Annotated in this window: 16 protein-coding genes and 1 pseudogene; 5 read left to right on the top strand and 12 right to left on the bottom strand. The window is 64.8% G+C overall.

The genetic code is table 11. The features are described 5' to 3' along the window. A pseudogene (locus SCA01S_RS22855) lies at positions 1-248 on the bottom strand (hypothetical protein); the annotation flags it as partial. Between the two features lie 245 nt (positions 249-493). On the opposite strand from SCA01S_RS22855, the gene SCA01S_RS15935 reads away from it, so the two are divergent. Continuing rightward, complete coding sequence (locus tag SCA01S_RS15935) at positions 494-1,978, top strand: LTA synthase family protein (protein WP_245652697.1); 1,485 nt, start codon at positions 494-496, stop codon at positions 1,976-1,978. A gap of 12 nt (positions 1,979-1,990) precedes the next feature. On the opposite strand, the gene SCA01S_RS15930 is transcribed toward SCA01S_RS15935, so the two are convergent. Beyond that, positions 1,991-2,761: an SDR family NAD(P)-dependent oxidoreductase gene (locus tag SCA01S_RS15930; RefSeq protein WP_062787395.1), complete on the bottom strand. Its 771-nt coding sequence runs from the start codon at positions 2,759-2,761 to the stop codon at positions 1,991-1,993. A gap of 88 nt (positions 2,762-2,849) precedes the next feature. Here SCA01S_RS15930 and SCA01S_RS15925 point away from each other — a divergent pair, with 88 nt between their 5' ends. Continuing rightward, positions 2,850-3,476, top strand: a complete 627-nt coding sequence (locus tag SCA01S_RS15925; protein ID WP_245652695.1) for a sterol desaturase family protein — start codon at positions 2,850-2,852, stop codon at positions 3,474-3,476. Positions 3,477-3,481: 5 nt separating this feature from the next. Continuing rightward, on the top strand, positions 3,482-4,282 hold the full coding sequence (locus tag SCA01S_RS15920; protein ID WP_062787392.1) for an aspartyl/asparaginyl beta-hydroxylase domain-containing protein: 801 nt from the start codon (positions 3,482-3,484) through the stop codon (positions 4,280-4,282). Between the two features lie 290 nt (positions 4,283-4,572). Here SCA01S_RS15920 and SCA01S_RS15915 read toward each other — a convergent pair whose 3' ends face one another. The 5 genes from SCA01S_RS15915 to SCA01S_RS15895 are packed head-to-tail and all read right to left on the bottom strand — an operon-like array spanning position 4,573 to position 9,816. Further along, positions 4,573-5,763: a glycosyltransferase family 4 protein gene (locus SCA01S_RS15915; protein WP_062787389.1), complete on the bottom strand. Its 1,191-nt coding sequence runs from the start codon at positions 5,761-5,763 to the stop codon at positions 4,573-4,575. Continuing rightward, positions 5,760-7,373, bottom strand: a complete 1,614-nt coding sequence (locus tag SCA01S_RS15910; RefSeq protein ID WP_062787386.1) for a capsular polysaccharide export protein, LipB/KpsS family — start codon at positions 7,371-7,373, stop codon at positions 5,760-5,762. Before SCA01S_RS15910 ends, SCA01S_RS15915 begins: the two co-directional genes overlap by 4 nt. Continuing rightward, a complete protein-coding gene (locus SCA01S_RS15905; protein WP_062787383.1) occupies positions 7,370-7,993 on the bottom strand; it encodes a histidine phosphatase family protein in 624 nt (207 codons plus the stop codon). The genes SCA01S_RS15910 and SCA01S_RS15905 overlap by 4 nt, the downstream gene beginning before the upstream one ends. A gap of 2 nt (positions 7,994-7,995) precedes the next feature. Beyond that, complete coding sequence (gene kdsB / locus SCA01S_RS15900) at positions 7,996-8,817, bottom strand: 3-deoxy-manno-octulosonate cytidylyltransferase (RefSeq protein WP_062787380.1); 822 nt, start codon at positions 8,815-8,817, stop codon at positions 7,996-7,998. Positions 8,818-8,829: 12 nt separating this feature from the next. After that, complete coding sequence (locus SCA01S_RS15895) at positions 8,830-9,816, bottom strand: KpsF/GutQ family sugar-phosphate isomerase (protein WP_062787377.1); 987 nt, start codon at positions 9,814-9,816, stop codon at positions 8,830-8,832. Between the two features lie 196 nt (positions 9,817-10,012). On the opposite strand from SCA01S_RS15895, the gene kdsA reads away from it, so the two are divergent. After that, positions 10,013-10,843, top strand: a complete 831-nt coding sequence (gene kdsA / locus SCA01S_RS15890; protein WP_062787374.1) for a 3-deoxy-8-phosphooctulonate synthase — start codon at positions 10,013-10,015, stop codon at positions 10,841-10,843. A 40-nt stretch (positions 10,844-10,883) separates the two neighbouring features. Here kdsA and SCA01S_RS15885 read toward each other — a convergent pair whose 3' ends face one another. The 5 genes from SCA01S_RS15885 to rfbC form a co-directional block, all read right to left on the bottom strand. Next, positions 10,884-11,864, bottom strand: coding sequence for a polysaccharide biosynthesis/export family protein (locus tag SCA01S_RS15885; RefSeq protein WP_327195975.1), 981 nt, complete (start codon positions 11,862-11,864; stop codon positions 10,884-10,886). 219 nt (positions 11,865-12,083) lie between these two features. After that, positions 12,084-12,962, bottom strand: coding sequence for a glucose-1-phosphate thymidylyltransferase RfbA (rfbA, locus tag SCA01S_RS15880; RefSeq protein WP_062787369.1), 879 nt, complete (start codon positions 12,960-12,962; stop codon positions 12,084-12,086). Beyond that, a complete protein-coding gene (gene rfbD, locus SCA01S_RS15875) occupies positions 12,959-13,885 on the bottom strand; it encodes a dTDP-4-dehydrorhamnose reductase (RefSeq protein ID WP_062787366.1) in 927 nt (308 codons plus the stop codon). The genes rfbA and rfbD overlap by 4 nt, the downstream gene beginning before the upstream one ends. Beyond that, positions 13,882-14,949 carry a dTDP-glucose 4,6-dehydratase gene (gene rfbB / locus SCA01S_RS15870; protein ID WP_062787363.1) on the bottom strand — a complete coding sequence of 356 codons (1,068 nt, stop codon included), beginning with the start codon at positions 14,947-14,949 and terminating at the stop codon, positions 13,882-13,884. The genes rfbD and rfbB overlap by 4 nt, the downstream gene beginning before the upstream one ends. A 39-nt stretch (positions 14,950-14,988) precedes the next feature. Further along, on the bottom strand, positions 14,989-15,558 hold the full coding sequence (gene rfbC / locus SCA01S_RS15865; RefSeq protein ID WP_062787436.1) for a dTDP-4-dehydrorhamnose 3,5-epimerase: 570 nt from the start codon (positions 15,556-15,558) through the stop codon (positions 14,989-14,991). 331 nt (positions 15,559-15,889) lie between these two features. Here rfbC and SCA01S_RS15860 point away from each other — a divergent pair, with 331 nt between their 5' ends. Continuing rightward, entirely contained in the window at positions 15,890-17,632 is a 1,743-nt protein-coding gene (locus tag SCA01S_RS15860; RefSeq protein WP_167542915.1) for a glycosyltransferase family 4 protein, read from the top strand. The last annotated feature ends 59 nt before the right edge of the window (positions 17,633-17,691 follow it).

The raw sequence follows: 17,691 nt of genomic DNA, 5'->3' as shown, positions 1-17,691 counted from the left end.
AATGCCGGCCAGCGCTCCAGCGAATCGCGATAGTCCACGCCGTTGGGCAGGCGCCAGAACAGCCGATCGCCGCCGTTGAAGTTGATCTTGTGCACGGTGTGCCCGGCCCGCAGCAAGGCCTTGCCCAGTTCGTGGAACAGCGGCCCCATCAGGCCTTGCAGCAGCAGGATCGTGCGCGGCGCCCCGTCGTGATCGGGCGTGATATCGGCAGCCCGGACCGTGTCGGGCGCAATGGGCAACTCTTGCATTCGAAAGCGATACTCCGTCGAGAAGACCCGGCGCGCCGATGACCGCCGCGGCGGCACAGCCATCTTCGCCGCCCGCCCCGGTCCTCTGCCCGAAGCGTTACCCGCGCGAATGGCCAACCACAAGTTCCCGCCGCCACACCGGATCGATTCGTCCCGGCGTGGTGGATGACAGCCGGCGCCGCCCCGGCTATGAGCCGCGCCGGCGCAGCCGGGTAAGTCCGTGACGCCGCGGATATGGAACAGGCGTGACGTTGCACAGTCATATATTTCAAGTTGTTGTCGCAGCGCTGGCGCTGGTCTGCGGCGGCGCAGCGCTCGATGCGCTGGTCCATCCGCGGCCGCGCCATGGCCTGCGCAGCGTGCCCGGGCTGGCGATCAATGCCGGCGTGCTGCTTGGCGTGTTCGGGGCGATCCTGGCGCTTTGCGGCAATCCCCTGGTGGCCTGCGCGCTCAGCCTTGGGCTGGGCGCCCTGTTCACCGTTGCCTCCAACGCCAAGAACACCATGCTGGGTGAACCGCTGCTGTTTTCCGATCTTGCCCTGATCGGTGCGGTGTTTCGCCATCCGCAGTTCTATCTCTCGGCCGTGGCGCCGTGGCAGCGCGCGGTGGCCAGCCTGGTCGCGCTCGCACTGGTCGCCCTGCTCTGCCTGCTGTTCCGGGCCGACGGGGTGATGCATCTTGCCGGCCTGGCCCTTGCCCTGGGCGCGGCCGCCATGCTCGCTATCCTGCAGGGCAGCCCAGCGTTCCGGGCCATCGCCGCCACCCCCGACCCGCATGGCGATGTGGCCCGCCATGGCCTGGTGCCGGTACTGCTGCTCTATTGGCGGCGCTGGCGCGACACGCGCGACCCGCCGCCTTGCCCCGCGTCAGGCCGCCCGGCGCGCGACGATGCGCCCGAACTGGTGGTGGTGATCCAGTGCGAAAGCTTTGCCGATCCGGCCGATCTGTTCGATGATGCGGCGCTGGCGCTGCCCGGGCTCGACGCGGCGCGCGGCCTGGCCTGGCAGCACGGCCGCCTGCATGTCAGCGGCTTTGGCGCCTATACCATGCGCACCGAATATGGCGTGCTGTTCGGGCGGGAAGAGGCCGAAATGGGCTTTCGCCGCTTCGATCCATTCCTCACCGCACAGGGCGAAGGATCGTGGGCCTTGCCGGCACGGCTGCGCCCGGCCGGGTGGGACAGCGCGTTTCTGCACCCGCACGACATGCGCTTTTACGGGCGCGACCGCATCATGCCCGCCGGCGGCTTTGCCCGCCTGGTGGGAGAGACGCACTTCGCCCCCCCCGCGCCGGATCAGGGCCGCTATGTGACCGATGCCGCAATGACCGACGTGATCCTCGACACGTTGCAGGCCGCCAGCGCGCCGACGCTGCTCTATGCCGTGACGATCGAGAACCACGGCCCCTGGGCAGGCGATGGCCAGGAAGAACTGGTGCCGGGTTATATGCGCCTGGTCCGCAACAGCGATGCCATGCTGGCGCGCCTCGCCGATGGCATTGCCGCACTGGCAAGGCAACGCGGAAAGCCGGCGGCGCTGGTGTTCTTCGGCGATCACTGCCCCAGCATTCCCGGCGCCACCACGCCGGCGGGCAAGCGCCACACGCCCTTTGTCATCATGCGGTTCGACGATGCAGGGCAACCGATGCGCGGCGATGACACTGCGGCAGACCTGACGCCTGCCGGCCTGCACCACGCCATCCTCGACATGATGCTCAAACCCGCGCGCTAGCGCACCTTGCGCTCAAGCCGGCGGCGCGAGCGACAGCAGCAGCCGGTCGTGCCAGGCCCGTGGCAACAGCCGATCCAACCAGCGCAGCACCACGAAGGGCCAGGGCAGCACGAGGTGCGCGCGCCCCTGCTCGGCCGCGCGCACGATACGATCGGCAACCTCGTCGGGTGCCATCAGCATCGGCTTGGGACCGGGCACCTGGCGCCCGGCCGCCGTATCGATGAAACCCGGTGATACCAGCGTGACGCTGACCCCATGGCCGCGCAGCGCCAGGCGCAGTGCATCGGCAAACCGCGCCAGGCCTGCCTTGGTCCCGGCATAGGCCGTGGCAAAGGGCAGGGAATGAAACCCGGCGGCCGAACCGATCACGACGATGCACCCCTTGCCCCGTGCTGCCATGGCCTGGCCCATCGCGGCAGCCAGCGTGGCCGGGCCGGTGAAATTAACCAAGGCCAGCTCTGTCACCAGGCCAGGCTGCTCCACACGGTCATCAGCGGCGCGAATGTCACCGCGCCCTTGGGCAAAGACCACCATGTCGAACGGCGTGGCCGCATCGTCTGCCGCGATCGCGGCCAGGGCGGCGGCAATATCGCGCAGGTCCAGCGAACGCGTCTGCGTTACGGCTCCTGCTGCACTGCACAATGTTGCAGTATTTTGCAGGCGCGCAAGGTCTCTGCCCCACAGCACAAGCAGGGTATCGGGCCCGGCAAGACGCTGTGCGATGGCCGTGCCCAATCCCCCCGACGCCCCGACAATTAAAACCGATTTGGAGTAATTAACCACCGGTATTATGTCCTTTTTGTAACGGCTTCCGGTCGTCGCAACGAAGTAGCATTTAGCAGCATCAATGCTTGACAATGCATGGGCGATGATGTCCAGCATCATCAAGATGCTTTCTTCCGAAAACATACCGCAGCGCATCAGGCTGTTTCGCAGTGACGGCCTTGAGCGCCTGACGCTGATTTCGTGGCGCACGTTCGCTCTCGCCTGGGCGATGATTCTGCCCGGAATTGCCTGGGTTGCCTGGGGCACGGCCAGCCCGCTTCACGCGCTGGGTCTGATCGGTGCCGGCCTGCTGGGCTGGACGTTGTTCGAATATGCCATGCACCGCTTCCTGTTCCACTGGCATGTCAATGTCGCGGCGGTGCAGCGATTCGTGTTCCTGATCCACGGCAACCACCACGACAATCCCAACGACGGGCTGCGCGATCTCATGCCGCTGCCGGCCAGCCTGCCGGTGGCGGGCGTGTTGTGGCTGGCCGCGTGGCTGGCGATCGGACCGGCGGGCAGCTGGCTGTTCCTCGGCTTTATCAGCGGCTACGTGGTCTATGACACGCTGCACTATGCCTGCCACCAGTGGCCGATGCGCGGCCGCATCGCCATGGCGCTCAAGCGGCACCACATGCGCCACCACTTCGTGGATGGGCACGGCAACTATGCCGTCTCGGCGATCTTCTGGGATCGGGTGTTCGCCACCAGGATCAACTCGCTGAAGTGACGCACATGGCAGGTGAACGCCAACCTTCGCAGTGGCAGCAGACCGTCAACGCGCGCGGCTGGAAAATACCGCTGCTGGGCAAGTCGCTCTATCAGATCGGCAAGGAGCTGCGGCCCAAGGTCGATGCGCTGATCATGCGCAATTCGCTGATCCCGGATTCGGCGGTGCAGGACAAGGCATTCTTCCCCTGGATCGCGCAGCTTGAGCAGCACTGGGAAGCCATTCGCGACGAAGCCCTGGCGATCCGCGCCAAGGACATCCCATCGCTTGGCGATCTGTCGTTCGACCATGGCCGCATTGCCAAGGACCGCCGCTGGCGTACGTTCTTCTTGAAGGGCTATGGCTATCGCATGGCCGCCAACGCCGCGCGCGCGCCGATCACCGCCCGCCTGATCGAAGCGATTCCCGGCCTCGTCACGGCCAATTTCTCGGTCATGGAGGCAGGCGGCCACATTCCCCGCCATTTCGGCATGACCAAGGGCATGCTGACCTATCACCTCGCGCTCAAGGCCCCGCGCGAGCGCGAGAAGTGCCGCATGAACCTCGAAGAGGGCGAGCGACTGCACGTGCTCCACTGGGAAGACGGCCAATCCTTCCTGTTCGATGACATGTTCAACCACGAGGTGTGGAACGAGACCGACGAGGATCGCTATATCCTGCTGATCCAGATCAAGCGCCCCTGCCGCTTTACCGGCAATCTCATTCAGAACATCTTCCTCAAGGCGGTGCGCCACTCGCGCTTCGTCAAGGACATCATCCGCGCAATCAACCGCCAGGCCGCCAACCGCGCCAATCAGCCGGCCTGAGCCTGCTGCGCCGGGCGAGTTTCCAGCATTGAGCGGGACCCCGGATCAAGTCCGGGGTGACGACGGAAAGAAACGAATACATCTGCTTATCGTCACCCCGGACTTGATCCGGGGTCCCGCTTCTTCTTAAAGCCTCGCACTGCGGCAAAGTCTCGCACCGGCTTCAAGATTCATACCAAGCCACCAAGGCACGAAGGAAGGATGAAAGGGCACTTCTTCGTGCCTTCGTGTCTTCGTGTGACTTTTCAAGAGATCAGACCGCCGCTGCCGTTGCGCAGACTAGCCATGCATCAGCCCGGCAGCCGCGCCAGTGCCGCGACGACGGTATCGAGGTGCTCGTCCCAAGTGGGATTGTGCCAGCCAGGGACGCGGCGCAGTTGCGCCTGGCGCATCGGCCCATCTTCGGCAAAATCCACGATAGCCCGGGTCCAGGCCGGCCCGTCCAACGGATCGAGATAGTCCGCCACGGCCCCGCCCACCTCGCGCAAGGCGGCGATATCGCTGCACAGCGCGGGCGTGCCTACAGCCAGTGCCTCGGCCACCGGCATGCCATAGCCTTCGGCGAACGAGGGCATCAGCAGCCCCTTCGCGCCACGCAGCACCGCCGATAGCTGGCGATCGGGACAGCCGCTCCATTCCTCGACATGGCCCTTGAGCGCCGGGCACCGCTCCAGAAGATCGACCACCTGCTCGTTTTCCCAGCCGCGCCGGCCGATGATCACCAGCTTGGGCACGCGGTCAGCTGGCAAGGTTTCGGCCAGATGCCGCCAGATGTGCAGCAGCAGAAGGTGGTTCTTGCGCGGCTCGATCGTGCCCAGGCAGACGAAATAGGGGCGGCCATCGCCCGCCCACGGCGTCGCCGGCGCCATCGGCACGGTGCCGAGCAGCGCCACCGCCATCGCGATCGACCGGCCCGACCGCGCGATCCACGGCTGCATCGCGCGCCCGGTCGCCGCTGAATTGACGATCACCAGATCGGCCAGGCTGGTGACCGTCTCGATCCGACGCTGGTGCAGCGCGGCGCCATCGGGCCGGGCATATTCGGGAAATTCCATGGGAATGAGATCATGGACCAGGCATGCGAACTGCGCGTTCTCCTGCGCCAGGATGCGGCGAATTTTGCCGGTCTTGGCCAGATGGTGCGGCGAAACCTGGATATAGACCGCGCGCCTCCCCCTGCCCCGCGCCCGCCGGGGCAGCAGTTGGAACAGCAGGGGCAGGTTCGAAATGACCGAGCGCCGGTTCGGGCTGTTTTCCTCGCGCGACCAGCGGCGTTCCAACTCGTCGAAATAGGGCAGGATCGCATCGCGACGCAGGCGGCCATAGAGGCCGGTGGGATGGACGGCGGCAAAGTCCAGCCCATGGCCGAACCGCGCCAGCAGGCCGCGCACATAGGCCATTTCCACGCGATCGACGCCCGATGGCGTCGAATAGTGCATCCGGGAAATTAGCCGGGAAACGTCGAGGATCATCTGGGTCATCGTAGGGCCGCCATGATCCGCCCCTGGACGCGGCGCAAGGGGGCGATCCAGTGCAGGCGGTTGGTGGCGCGGGCGCTGGCCATACGATCGACCAGCACCTCGGGCGGGCATGGCAGGCCGGTCACCGGATCGAGATAGCGCGGATAGAGAATCAGCACGCCCGCCACCAGCGCATCGAGCGACAGCACCCGCCCGCGCCGATCGGGCACCGGCGCCAGATCGCGCGTCAGCCCCCAGCCGGCATAGAACGGCGTGCCATGGCAAACCACCGCGCGCCCGCGCATCAGCGCCTCGAACCCGGCTAGCGAGGTGAGGACATGCACGGCATCGACCGCATCGAGCAAGGGCGCCATGCCGCCGCCGCGCACCACGCGATCCGCATGGGCCAGGATCGCCGCATCGGGCACGGCGCCGCGGCGATGCCCGGCATCGACATCGGGATGGGGCCGAAACCAGATTTCGGCGTCGGGTTCTGCCTGGCGCGCGCGCCGCACCAGCTCGAGATTGGAGGCAAGACCATGCCCGCCAGCCTTGACCGACATATCGTCTTCCACCTGCCCCGGCACCAGCACCAGGCGGCGGCCTGGCGCGGCCCGGGCCTGCACGCTGGCGGCGGTATCGGCGGCATACTTGCTGATCCCGGCGGCCACGATCGTGGCGCGCAGGGCGCGCGCGCGATCGAGCAGGCGCTGGGGAAAAGCGGCCGTTGCCAGCAGCGTTTCTAGGTCACTGGGCGCCGCCGGATCGAAATGGATGCCCTGCGCGTCGACCACCACCGACGAAGGCGGCACCAGGTCTACCCCCAATCCGACCGAGCGGACGAAGCCGTCTTCCACCCGCACCAGCGGCACGCCGCGCTGCCGCGCCCGTGCAATCAGCTGCGGCGAAACGCGCGAGGGCCAGATCGCCACGGCGCCCTGGGCCCGCTGCGCCTCGGCCAAGGCAAGACGCGGATTGCGGAAGAAGCGCAGGCGCCGCGCCGGATGCCACAGGAAGCGGCGGATCTCTGCGCGCTTCCACCAGGCCATGCCGCTGGCCACGGCAATGCCGCGATTGCCGTCGAGCGCCGCGCGCCAGGTGGCCAGAACGTCGATGGTTGCGGCCAGCCCGGCTTCCCCGCCAGTGAACGGATCGCGATAGCGCATGCTCGCGAGGGTCAGCGCCGCCTGATGGTCCAGCGCCGCGTCTCCATCGCCCGGCGCGCCAAAGCGGCCAGACGAAAGCACGTCCACTGCCACTCCGGCACATCGCGCCAAGGCGATCCACTCGTCGTCGCCATGTGCCACCAGCCGCGCGGCCCGACCTAGCACGGACCAGGGATCGAGCGCGGCGCCCTCATCGGCCACAAGCCATAACGCCTGATCCGGCGCGCGGCCGGCCAGCGCCGCCATTTCTGCCCGATCGCGCGGGCGCAAGACCACGGGCCACGGCCCCGGCGCTTCAACCGGCGCGCCCCAGAAGCAGCCCCCCACCCGCGCGGCGCGGATATCGGCAAACAAGGCGCGCGCTTCCTCTATGGCCGCAGCCGAGGGCGACGAGACGCTCTCGCCGCTTACGCCAGCGTCTGCCCAGGGAAAGGGCGGTGCACGCAACAGGGGCGCTGCGCTCATGGCCGAACGTTCCAGCTTTCCACCCGCAGCGTGCCGTCGGCATCGCGGCAGATCACGCCATAGGCGCCCGTCGCCAGCTTAAGCGGGCGATCAGCCACCGCGCCGATCGCCAGCAGCGCAAACCGCGCCGCGCCATTGCTGGTTACCAGCAGTGCCGGGCCGGTGGCCGTGGCCAGGAACGCGTGCCAGGCTGCCAGGCGGCTTTCCGCATCGACCTGCCAATCGCGTGGCGCCACACCATGCGCGTCCCAGGCGGCCAGGGCCTCGGCGCCGATGCGCGCGATCACGGCGTCCTCGCCCTGATTCTCATCCGGTCCATGGTCAATCTCGCGCAGCCAATCGCACGGTTCGGGCACCAGTGCCGGCGCATTGGGCTGACAGGCCAGGATCGCCGCCGCCGTGGCGCGGGTGCGCGCCAGAGGGGAAACCAGCGCGCGGGCAAAGTGCCAGCCTTGCGCGGCAAAATGGCGACCGAGCGCCGCGGCCTGTTCCTCGCCTGCCGGGGTCAGCGGCACATCGGTGCGCATGCCGATGCGGCGCGGCGCTTCGCCATGGGCAAAGGTGTTGCCATGGCGCACGATTACGAAACGGGCCCCTACCCCGCGCAGGTCGCTGCCCATGGTCACAGCGGATAGGGATCGCCCAGCCGGGCGATCGCCGCCTCGGCCAGGGCCAGATCGGCCGGCGTATCGATGCCCGACATGGCATGAAGCGGCGGATCGACCGCGATCGTCGCAATCGTCCGCCCCGCTTCCAGAAAGCGCAACTGTTCCAGGCCTTCCAGGCGCTCAGTCGGGCTTTGCGGCACCTGGGCAAACCATTCCAGCGCCGCCAGGCGATAACCATAGAGCCCGAGATGCTGCCACACCGGCGACAGCGGCTCGCTGGCGCGCAGCTTGGCCTCGTCGCGTATGGCCGGCAGGATCGTCTTGGAAAACCACAAGGCGCGGCCCTGGGCGTCGCGGATGCAGGTCGTACCGCTGAACGGGGCGGTCTGCTTGTGCGCGCGCAAGCGGTCCAGCCGCTGCCAATCGAGCCGATAGACCGGCGTCGCCACGTCTGCTTCGCCGCCGCGCAATGTGGCGATCAGCCCGGCCACCACTGCTGGCGGCACGAACGGCGCATCACCCTGCAGGTTGATGACCAGGTCTGGCCGATCCGGCCAGGCGGCGGCGGCGGCATAGGCGCGCGAGGAACCCGAATCGAGCGCGCTGTCGGTCATCGTCACGGCCGCGCCGATCGCCTGGGCATGCGCCGCGATGCGCGCGTCATCGGTGGCAACCACCACCGCGCAATTCCCGGCGAGTTCTGCCGCAGCCCTGGCCACGGCATGCACGCGTTCGAGCAGCGTGCGGCCAGCGATGGTCAGCAGGGGCTTGCCCGGCAGGCGCGTCGAACCATGACGCGCCGGAACAACGATCAGGGCAGAGGAAGACGAAGACATGCCTGCCGCTTATCAGGCGGCGCCGGCCCTGACGATATCGTGCATGTGGACAATGCCCACCAAGATCTCGCCCTCAACCACAAACAGCACCGATACGGCATTGTCGTTGAGCAGGCGCAGCGCGTCCGATGCCAGGGTATCGGGCGCCACCCGCAGCGGATTGGGTGACATGTGCAGGCCGATTTGGTCGCTGAGATCATAGGCCGCGATGCAGCGGCGCAGGTCGCCATCGGTAAACGCGCCGATCAGTCGACCTGCGGCATCGACCACCGCGGTGCAGCCATAGCGCTTGCGGCTCATCTCCAGCGTGGCGTTGCTCAGCGATTCGTCGCTGGTCACGCGCGGCACCGCCTCTCCCGTGCCCATGATGTCGCTCACCACGCACAGTTGCGCACCCAGCTTGCCGCCGGGGTGGAACACACGGAAATCGGTAGGCGTGAAGCCGCGCGCCTCGATCAGCGCGACGGCCAGCGCATCGCCCAGCACGAGTTGCGTGGTGGTGGACGATGTCGGCGCCAGTTCGTTCGGGCATGCCTCGCGCACCGGGGGCATCGACAGACAGATATCGGCGGCCCGACCCGCAGTGCTGTCGGGAAACGAGGTCGCCACGATCAGCGTGACGCCATACTGGTTGCAGTAATGGAAAATGTCGTTGAGTTCGCTGGTCTCGCCCGACCAGGTGATGGCCAGCACGATATCCTCGGGCGTGATCATGCCCAGGTCGCCATGGCTCGCCTCGCCCGGGTGGAGATAGACGGCTGACGTGCCGGTAGAACGCATGGTCGCGGCGATCTTGCGCGCGATATGCCCGCTCTTGCCCATGCCGGTCACGACAACGCGGCCACGCGTGGTGGCCAGGGCCGTGATCGCCTGCTCCACCGCCTCGCGCAGCTGCGGTGCGCGCAGGGCATCGCGCAAGGTCTCCAGCGCATCCAGTTCGATGTCGATCGTCTTCAACGCAGATGCGGCATAGCGCACGTCGATCATCTTGTTGGGCATCTCGTTCAAAGCAGGTCTCGCGTGCACGCTATGGCGGTGTGCGCAGGGGGAATTGGCTGCCATATCATCACCCACCTGTTGCCAGAATTTTCAATACCCGCCAAGGGTTGTGAAATCACTATTGTGTTCGGGCCGTGTAAACTGCATCCGATCCGGCAGTGAATTACACAATTTTTCGGCAGGCGAGCTCTCCCATATGCACCTTTGTGGCCATACGATTCGACCGCAGTCTTCCCTATTCGCATTTGCGGGACCCTGCGTCATCGAAAGCGAGGAAATGACGCTTTCCATCGCCGAAACGCTTGCCGGGGTGGCGGACAGGCTGGGGCTGCTGCTCATTTTCAAAGCCTCGTTCGATAAGGCAAACCGCAGTTCCGACAAATCGTTCCGGGGCCTCGGCATCGACGAAGGATTGCGCATCCTCGAAAAGGTCCGCGCCGAGACCGGCCTTCCCGTGATCACCGACGTGCACGAGGCGGCGCAGGTAGCGCCAGTCGCCAGCGTGGTCGACGTCTTGCAGACGCCCGCCTTCCTCGCGCGGCAGACCGATTTCATCGCCGCGGTCGCGGCCAGCGGCAAGCCGGTCAACATCAAGAAGGCCCAGTTCATGGCGCCGGCCGACATGCAGCAGGTGGTCAACAAGGCCCGCAATGCCGCCAGCGCCGCAGGGCACGATCCCGATGCTTTCCTGCTGTGCGAACGCGGCACCTCGTTCGGTTACAACACCCTGGTGTCCGACATGCGCGGCCTGGCGATCATGGCCGATACCGGCTGCCCGGTGGTGTTTGACGCCACCCACTCGGTCCAGCAGCCCGGCGGCCTGGGCGAGCGCTCGGGCGGCCAGCGCGAATTCGTCCCCCTGCTCGCCCGCGCCGCCGTGGCCGCTGGCGTCGCGGGCGTGTTCATGGAAACCCACCCCGATCCGGACAAGGCCCTGTCAGACGGCCCCAACGCCCTGCCCCTCGCCGATTTCGAGGAACTGTGGAAGCGGCTGCTGGCGATCGACGCGGTGGTGAAGGCAGCCTGATCCGCGCAGGCCCCGGCACCGGCCGGGGCCTGTCGGCCGATCAGTTCTTCACAACCGAAACTGCACTGGTCACGGCCACCACCGGCGAGAACAGCTGGCTGATCAACTGCACCACCTTGCTCGGCTGGTTGGCCCGGGCATTGCCGAAGTACAGAACATCCTTGTCCCGCATGGCAAAATTCTGGGCCAGGAAAAAACTGCCGGGGTTCATCATGTTGATGTGATAAACCACGGGCTTGCGCTGTCCGACATGATCGGGATCATCGACATAGCGGAACACGAAGATCGCCGCAGGGTCACCCAGATTGGGGTTCGGCCCCCCTGCCGCAGACACGGCTTGCGCCAGCGTCATCGACGATGTCACGAACGGGATCTGGTCCATGCGCCCTGCTGCCCCCAGGACGGAGAATGACATGGGGTCATAGACCAGGGTGTAACGGTCTCCAGGATAGGCACGCACGTCGAGCGCGGGATTTTCCAGCAATGCGCTCAGCCGATAGTCTGCGGTTTCATCGCGCCGCTTGATCCGCACCACCAGATCGCTCGCCTTGCCGCGATACCCCCCTGCCAGGGCAACCACATCAGACAGCGATTCCTGGTTGGTGTTGAGCACCAGCCGACCCGGCTTGACCACTTCACCGCCGACGATCACCGAGTTGGTGATCACTTCCCGCCGCGTCACCAAGACTTGCGGATTCTGCGAGTAACCCCGCAGCGCCTGGCGGATCTGGGCCTGGATTTCTGCCGGGGTCTTGCCCAGCACCCGCAACTTTCCGGCGTAGGGAATCGTGATATCGCCGTAATCGTCCACGCGCAGTTCGGGCAGGGTTTGCGCGCGCGCGCCCGCATCCATGGCAGCGCCGGCCCCAGCAATCGCGGGGGTCCCAGAAAAGAGCGTAACGCCGGCCTCGTAGATCGCCACGCTCAATACGTCGCCAGGGCCGACCATGTCGGTTGGGGGCGAGGGACGATCGCTCAAACGCGAAACGGCAGCGGCAGGCGGCGACGGAATGGCAGCCATGCTGTCGACTTCCACCAGAGAAAGGCCAAGCTGAGTGTCCCGCGCCACCCCTTTGCTGACCTCGTTTCCGGTCGGACCGCTAGAGGGCAGCGTAGCACAACCACACAGCAAAAGGGCCGTGCTCAACGAGAGTGACGTGTGAAGCTTCATGAATGGATTCCGTAAGATATATCGCGCTTATCGGTGCAGCCGATGAAACATAACAACCCGCCCTCTTGGTCATCGCCTCTCAGCGTCAGCCAGCACAGCGCGCAAGTAGCGCCCATAATCTGATTTGCCCAGCTTATCGATCGCCTTTTCCAAACCGCCAGCATCGATAAAGCCGCTCCGAAACGCGATTTCCTCGGGACTGGCGATTTTGAAGCCCTGGCGCTTTTCCAAGATCCGCACATATTCGGCAGCGTCGAGCAGGCTATCGGGCGTCCCCGTGTCGAGCCAGGCGTAGCCACGCCCCATGATTTCGACCGAAAGAGCACCACGCTCCAGATAAATACGGTTCACATCGGTGATTTCGAGCTCCCCGCGTGGGGATGGCTTCAGGTCGGCCGCAATGTCGACCACCTGGGAATCATAGAAATACAGGCCCGTCACCGCAAAATTCGAACGGGGGCGCGCCGGCTTTTCCTCGATCGACGTGGCCTTCATCCCGGCATCGAACGAAACCACGCCATACCGTTCGGGGTCGTTGACGTGATAGGCAAATACGGTCGCCCCACTGGGGCGCGCTGCGGCCGATGCGAGCAGTTCGGGCAGGCCATGACCATAGAAAATGTTATCGCCCAAAACCAACGCAGAAGATTGCCCATGCACGAAGTCAGCGCCGATCACATAGGCCTGGGCCAGTCCATCGGGACTGGGCTGTTCGGCATACTCAAGTTGCATGCCCCAGTCCGATCCGTCCCCCAGCAAGGCCCGGAAGGCTGGCAGGTCTCGCGGCGTAGAGATGATCAGGACATCCCGGATACCGGCCAGCATCAGCGTGCTCAGCGGGTAGTAGATCATGGGCTTGTCATACACCGGCATCAGCTGCTTGGATGTCGCCAGTGTCATGGGGTAGAGCCGGCTTCCACTGCCTCCGGCCAGAATGATGCCCTTCACTGGCACCGCTCCCCTGTCCGAAGCCGCGCCGCGCCCATCCCATCGGCAGGCAGACGATCCATCACAGCCGTCAAAGCATCCTCCCACGCGGGCAGCGCTATCCCATGAACTCTGGCGATCAACCCGCTATCCAGCCGAGAGTTGGCCGGGCGCGCTGCCGGTGTGGGATACGCAGCGCTGGCAATGGGCCTCACGCGCGCCGTCGGCCAGCCACGTGCAGATGCCTCAGCCAGAATGCGCGTGGCGAATTCGGCCCAGTTCGCATGTCCCTGCGCGGTCATGTGGAAGACCCCCCGCAGGGCCGAATCACGGCGCGCCACGATATTGGCGGCTACGGTCAAAATGCCATCGGCGATATCCAGCGCACTGGTGGGATTACCAAACTGATCGTCCACCACCGCGATTTCCTCGCGCGTCGTCGCCAGCCCAAGCATGGTCCTGAGAAAGTTCTTGCCGAACGGGCTGTAGACCCAGGCAACCCGCAGCACGACCGCCTGCCCCGGATGCGCCGCCAGTACGGCTCTTTCACCCAGCAGCTTGGACATCCCGTATACTGTGGTTGGACCGATCATGTCGGTTTCGACGTAAGGCAACTTGCCCCTGCCATCAAAGACATAATCGGTTGAAAGATGAATGATCGGCACGCCCAACCGCGCCGCCGCAGTCGCCACCGCTTCCGCACCGAGGACGTTTACGGCAGTCGCCAAACCCGGCTCGTGCTCGGCCTTGTCCACCGCGGTATAGGCTGCTGCAGAAACGACCAGATCGGGTGCAGCAGCTTCAAGCGCACGAACGATCGAATCGGGATCGGCAAGATCCATCTCGGGCCGCCCAACGGCGACGATCGTGTGACCGGCTGCCGGCCCGCGCTCCATCAAACTGGAAACGACTTGGCCTGTTCGGCCAGTAACCGCGATTCTCATGATGCCGCCTTGGACGATGGCAACTCCAAACCCAGGCGCACGCCATCATACCGATCGCGCAAAGGTCGCCACCACCATTCATTGTCGAGATACCACCGGACGGTCTTTTCAATGCCGGTTTCGAACGTTTCCTGCGCCCGCCACCCAAGTTCGGTTTCCAGCTTTGCAGCGTCGATCGCATAGCGCGCGTCGTGCCCAGGGCGGTCGGTTACAAAGGTAATCAGATTCTGATGCGGTGCCTGCCCGGGCAACATCGTGTCGAGAATGGAACAGACGCGCTGCACGACATCGATGTTACGCCGCTCGTTACGACCGCCGACATTGTAGGTTTCACCAATCCGTCCGCGCGCCGCAATCAGGTCGAGTGCGCAAACATGATCGTCGACAAAAAGCCAGTCACGAATATTCTTACCTTCACCGTACACCGGCAGCGGCTGTCGATGGAGTGCATTGAGGATAGTTAGCGGAATAAGCTTTTCGGGAAAATGATAAGGGCCGTAATTGTTGGAACAGTTCGACACGATCACCGGCAGGCCGTAGGTACGCTGCCAAGCCTTGGCAAGATGATCAGCCGCCGCCTTGGAAGCCGAATAGGGCGATGAGGGATCGTAACGGGTTGTTTCGGTAAACAGTCCTTCGTCACCCAAAGACCCATAAACCTCGTCGGTGGACACGTGAAGGAAGCGGAAGCGGGCACGCGCCTGCGCATCCAGGTCGTTCCAGTATGCGCGGGCAGCTTCCAGCAATGCGAATGTCCCGACAACATTCGTCTGGATGAAATCGGCCGCCCCCGTAATCGAGCGATCCACGTGGCTTTCGGCGGCCAGGTGCATGATTCGATCGGGACAGAACGAGCGGATGGCATCGGCCATCACGGCGCCATCACGAATATCCGCTTTGAGAAAGCGATGATTCTCCTTGCCTTCGACGGCGCGCAGAGAGGCGCGACAGCCGGCATAGGTCAGCGCATCCACCGTAAGGACATCGTAGCGCTTGTTCAGCACCAGATAGCGCACCAGCGCCGAGCCAATAAAACCGGCACCGCCGGTAACCATCACACGCATGGAACTGCAGGACGCTCCTTAACGCACGTATATGCCCGCTCAAGCAACGCGTTCGGTGCCGAAGTAGGCTGGCAGGTCTGCCAACACGGGATGCATGCGATCCTTGGCAGAAAGCGTGGTCCGATCCGCAACATCGGGCCACAAAATTCCGATCGCGGGGTCATCCCAGGCCAAGCCCTGGTCGCATGCCGCGTTATAATAACCAGTCACTTTGTAAGCTATTACCGAGTTGGGTTCCAGCGAACAGAAACCGTGTGCAAATCCGGGGGGTACCCACATCTGCATGCCGTTCGCCGGAGTCAGGATTTCGCCAACCCATTGCCCGTAGGTGGAAGAGGCAACGCGGATATCAACCGCTACATCGAATATTGCACCGGCAGTGCAGCGCACCAGCTTGCCTTGCACATGCGGAGGCGTCTGGAAATGCAGGCCGCGGATCGTTCCCACGGTCTCGCTCAGCGATTCATTGTCCTGCACGAAATCGAATGGGCCGCAGTGGGCAGCAAAAACGTCCGCGCGAAACGTCTCGCAAAAATACCCGCGGGCGTCGGCAAAACGACGCGGTTGGAACAGTTTGGGGCCGGCGATCCCGAAGCTTTTCGTGTGCATAAAACTCATCCGCGCAATCGGCAACCAGGCGACCAGGCACATGGCTCGTGCCCTATAGCTTACTGAAATGAAAAGCATGTCAGGCACCAACCGGGTGGCAGGCGCGCACCGTCTTACTGGCCTTTGCCCGGGAAGCAAGCGACCCGCCAACCGATGCGTGGTGCGCAGCCACCCAAGACCACCGACACGATCCATGCGCGGTCCACCATCATGCCGCAGCGCTGCTTTGACTCGTGGGTGGCAACTGATATGCCCCGGCCAGCGCCCACTGCGGCAACCAACTCTAAAACTGGCGCGCTGCATCCAGAACGGCGGCAAAGGCGGGGCATACTTGCGTAAACTACTTTCTCGCGTCGGACGGATCGGCAGGAGAAAACGCCCCGCGCGCTTGCGTTTGCCGGCCATCGCGCGGCAGACCTGGGCCGAGCGCCCGGATCTGCAAGCCGCCTTCGGTCTGTCACGGAAATCCGGCCGGCACGCCCTGTTGATGTGGTTCCTGTTTCACGGCTTTCGCGAAACGGGATTTGTCGTCGACAAAGAAACGCGAGACGCTCTCACGCCTTGGCACCGCCCTCACCCGCGCGTGCCGCAACACGGGCCTGTGCCCATAACCTGGCTGATGCGGGAAGCTGCGCTGCGCGAAGGTTTCGCACCGGCCGACATGGCAACGCCGGACGGGCAAGAGCGTGTAGCGCGCTGGTACTTCCTGGACGGGATCGAGAAATTCGACTGGTCGGCCCTGCTCACCGACGCCCAGGCACAGGCGTTGATGCGGCAAGACAGCGAAACCGGAATTCCGTTGATCATGCGCTGGGCCTGGGATGCCCTGCCGTCGCTGCATGAGCAGTTTGGTAGCCCGCGTAACCCCGGATTCGCTGCCTGGCTGCAACAGCGTGGTGCAATTCGATGGAGCCTGCTCGCTGATCCCCGCATAGGCCTGGCATATGGCGGGCGCCCCCACCCCGATCCAGCGCGTCCCTTCGGCGTCAATCTGGTCGGCTATCCCCGCGGTCGCTTCGGCATCGGCGAAGACGTGCGCATGGCTGCGCGCGCGCTCGCCGCGGCAGAGGTTCCCTTCACGATCTACGACATTTCGAGCGGCGTGCAGATCCGCAACGAGGACGACAGCCTGGAAGGCGTGATCTCCAATACCCTCCCTTTCCGTCACACCATATTCTGCACGACAGGGATCGATACGATCCAGGCCGTCAACGCCATTGGAAAGCGTGCATTCGAAGGGCAGCATCTCATCGGCTTCTGGCCATGGGAGTTGCCAGAGTTTCCCGATGCGTGGCGACAAGCCTATGCATTTGTCGACGAGGTGTGGGCATCGACACTTTACACCCGCGACGCCTATCTACGATCATCGCCGATCCCGGTGCAGCACATGCCCATGGCCGTCTGCGTCGATGAGACAGCCGGACTTCGCCGGCAAGACTTCGGCTTGCCCGACGATCGGTTCCTGTTCGTGTTCGCCTATGACGCACTGTCGCACAGCGCGCGCAAAAACCCTGAAGCATGCCTCGCCGCATTCGACCGCGCATTTGCCCGCGACGACCGCAGCGTGGGCTTGGTGATCAAGGGCATTCGGGCAAAAGACTCACCAGCATGGGCCGCGCTCGAAAGGCGGGCCGCGGACGATCATCGGCTGTTTCTCCTCGATCAATCGCTGGAACGCGGCGCCCTGCTCGATCTCTACCGCGCCTGCGATTGCTTCATGTCGCTCCACCGCGCCGAAGGTTTTGGACGCAACATCGCCGAAGCGATGGCACTCGGCCTTCCGGTAATCGTCACGGCCCACTCAGGCAACCTGGACTTCACCCAATTCGACACAGCCGCCCTGGTGCCAGTAAGGCTCTGCGCTGTGGCTGCGGGAGAATATCCGTTCGGCGCGGGCCAGCAGTGGGCCGAGCCGGATGTCGTAGCGGCTGCCAAGATGATGCAGCGGGTGGCTAACGACCACATCTGGCGGGACGGTTTGGCTAACCGAGGCAGGCAGCACATCGAGGCCGTCTATTCACCCGCAGCCGTGGGAAACCGGTGGCTGGAAGTCTTGCGGGGTGGGCCGATGTGATCGGCCTGCCCTCCTATCTGAGGGCCACGCCCCACAGTTAGCGTGTAAGTGCGGAATAA

The organism is Novosphingobium capsulatum NBRC 12533 (genome assembly GCF_001598375.1).
In the GTDB taxonomy this organism is placed as follows: domain Bacteria; phylum Pseudomonadota; class Alphaproteobacteria; order Sphingomonadales; family Sphingomonadaceae; genus Novosphingobium; species Novosphingobium capsulatum.
The sequence above is the reverse complement of the archived record's forward strand: the minus strand, read 5'-3'. Positions and strand labels throughout refer to the sequence as shown.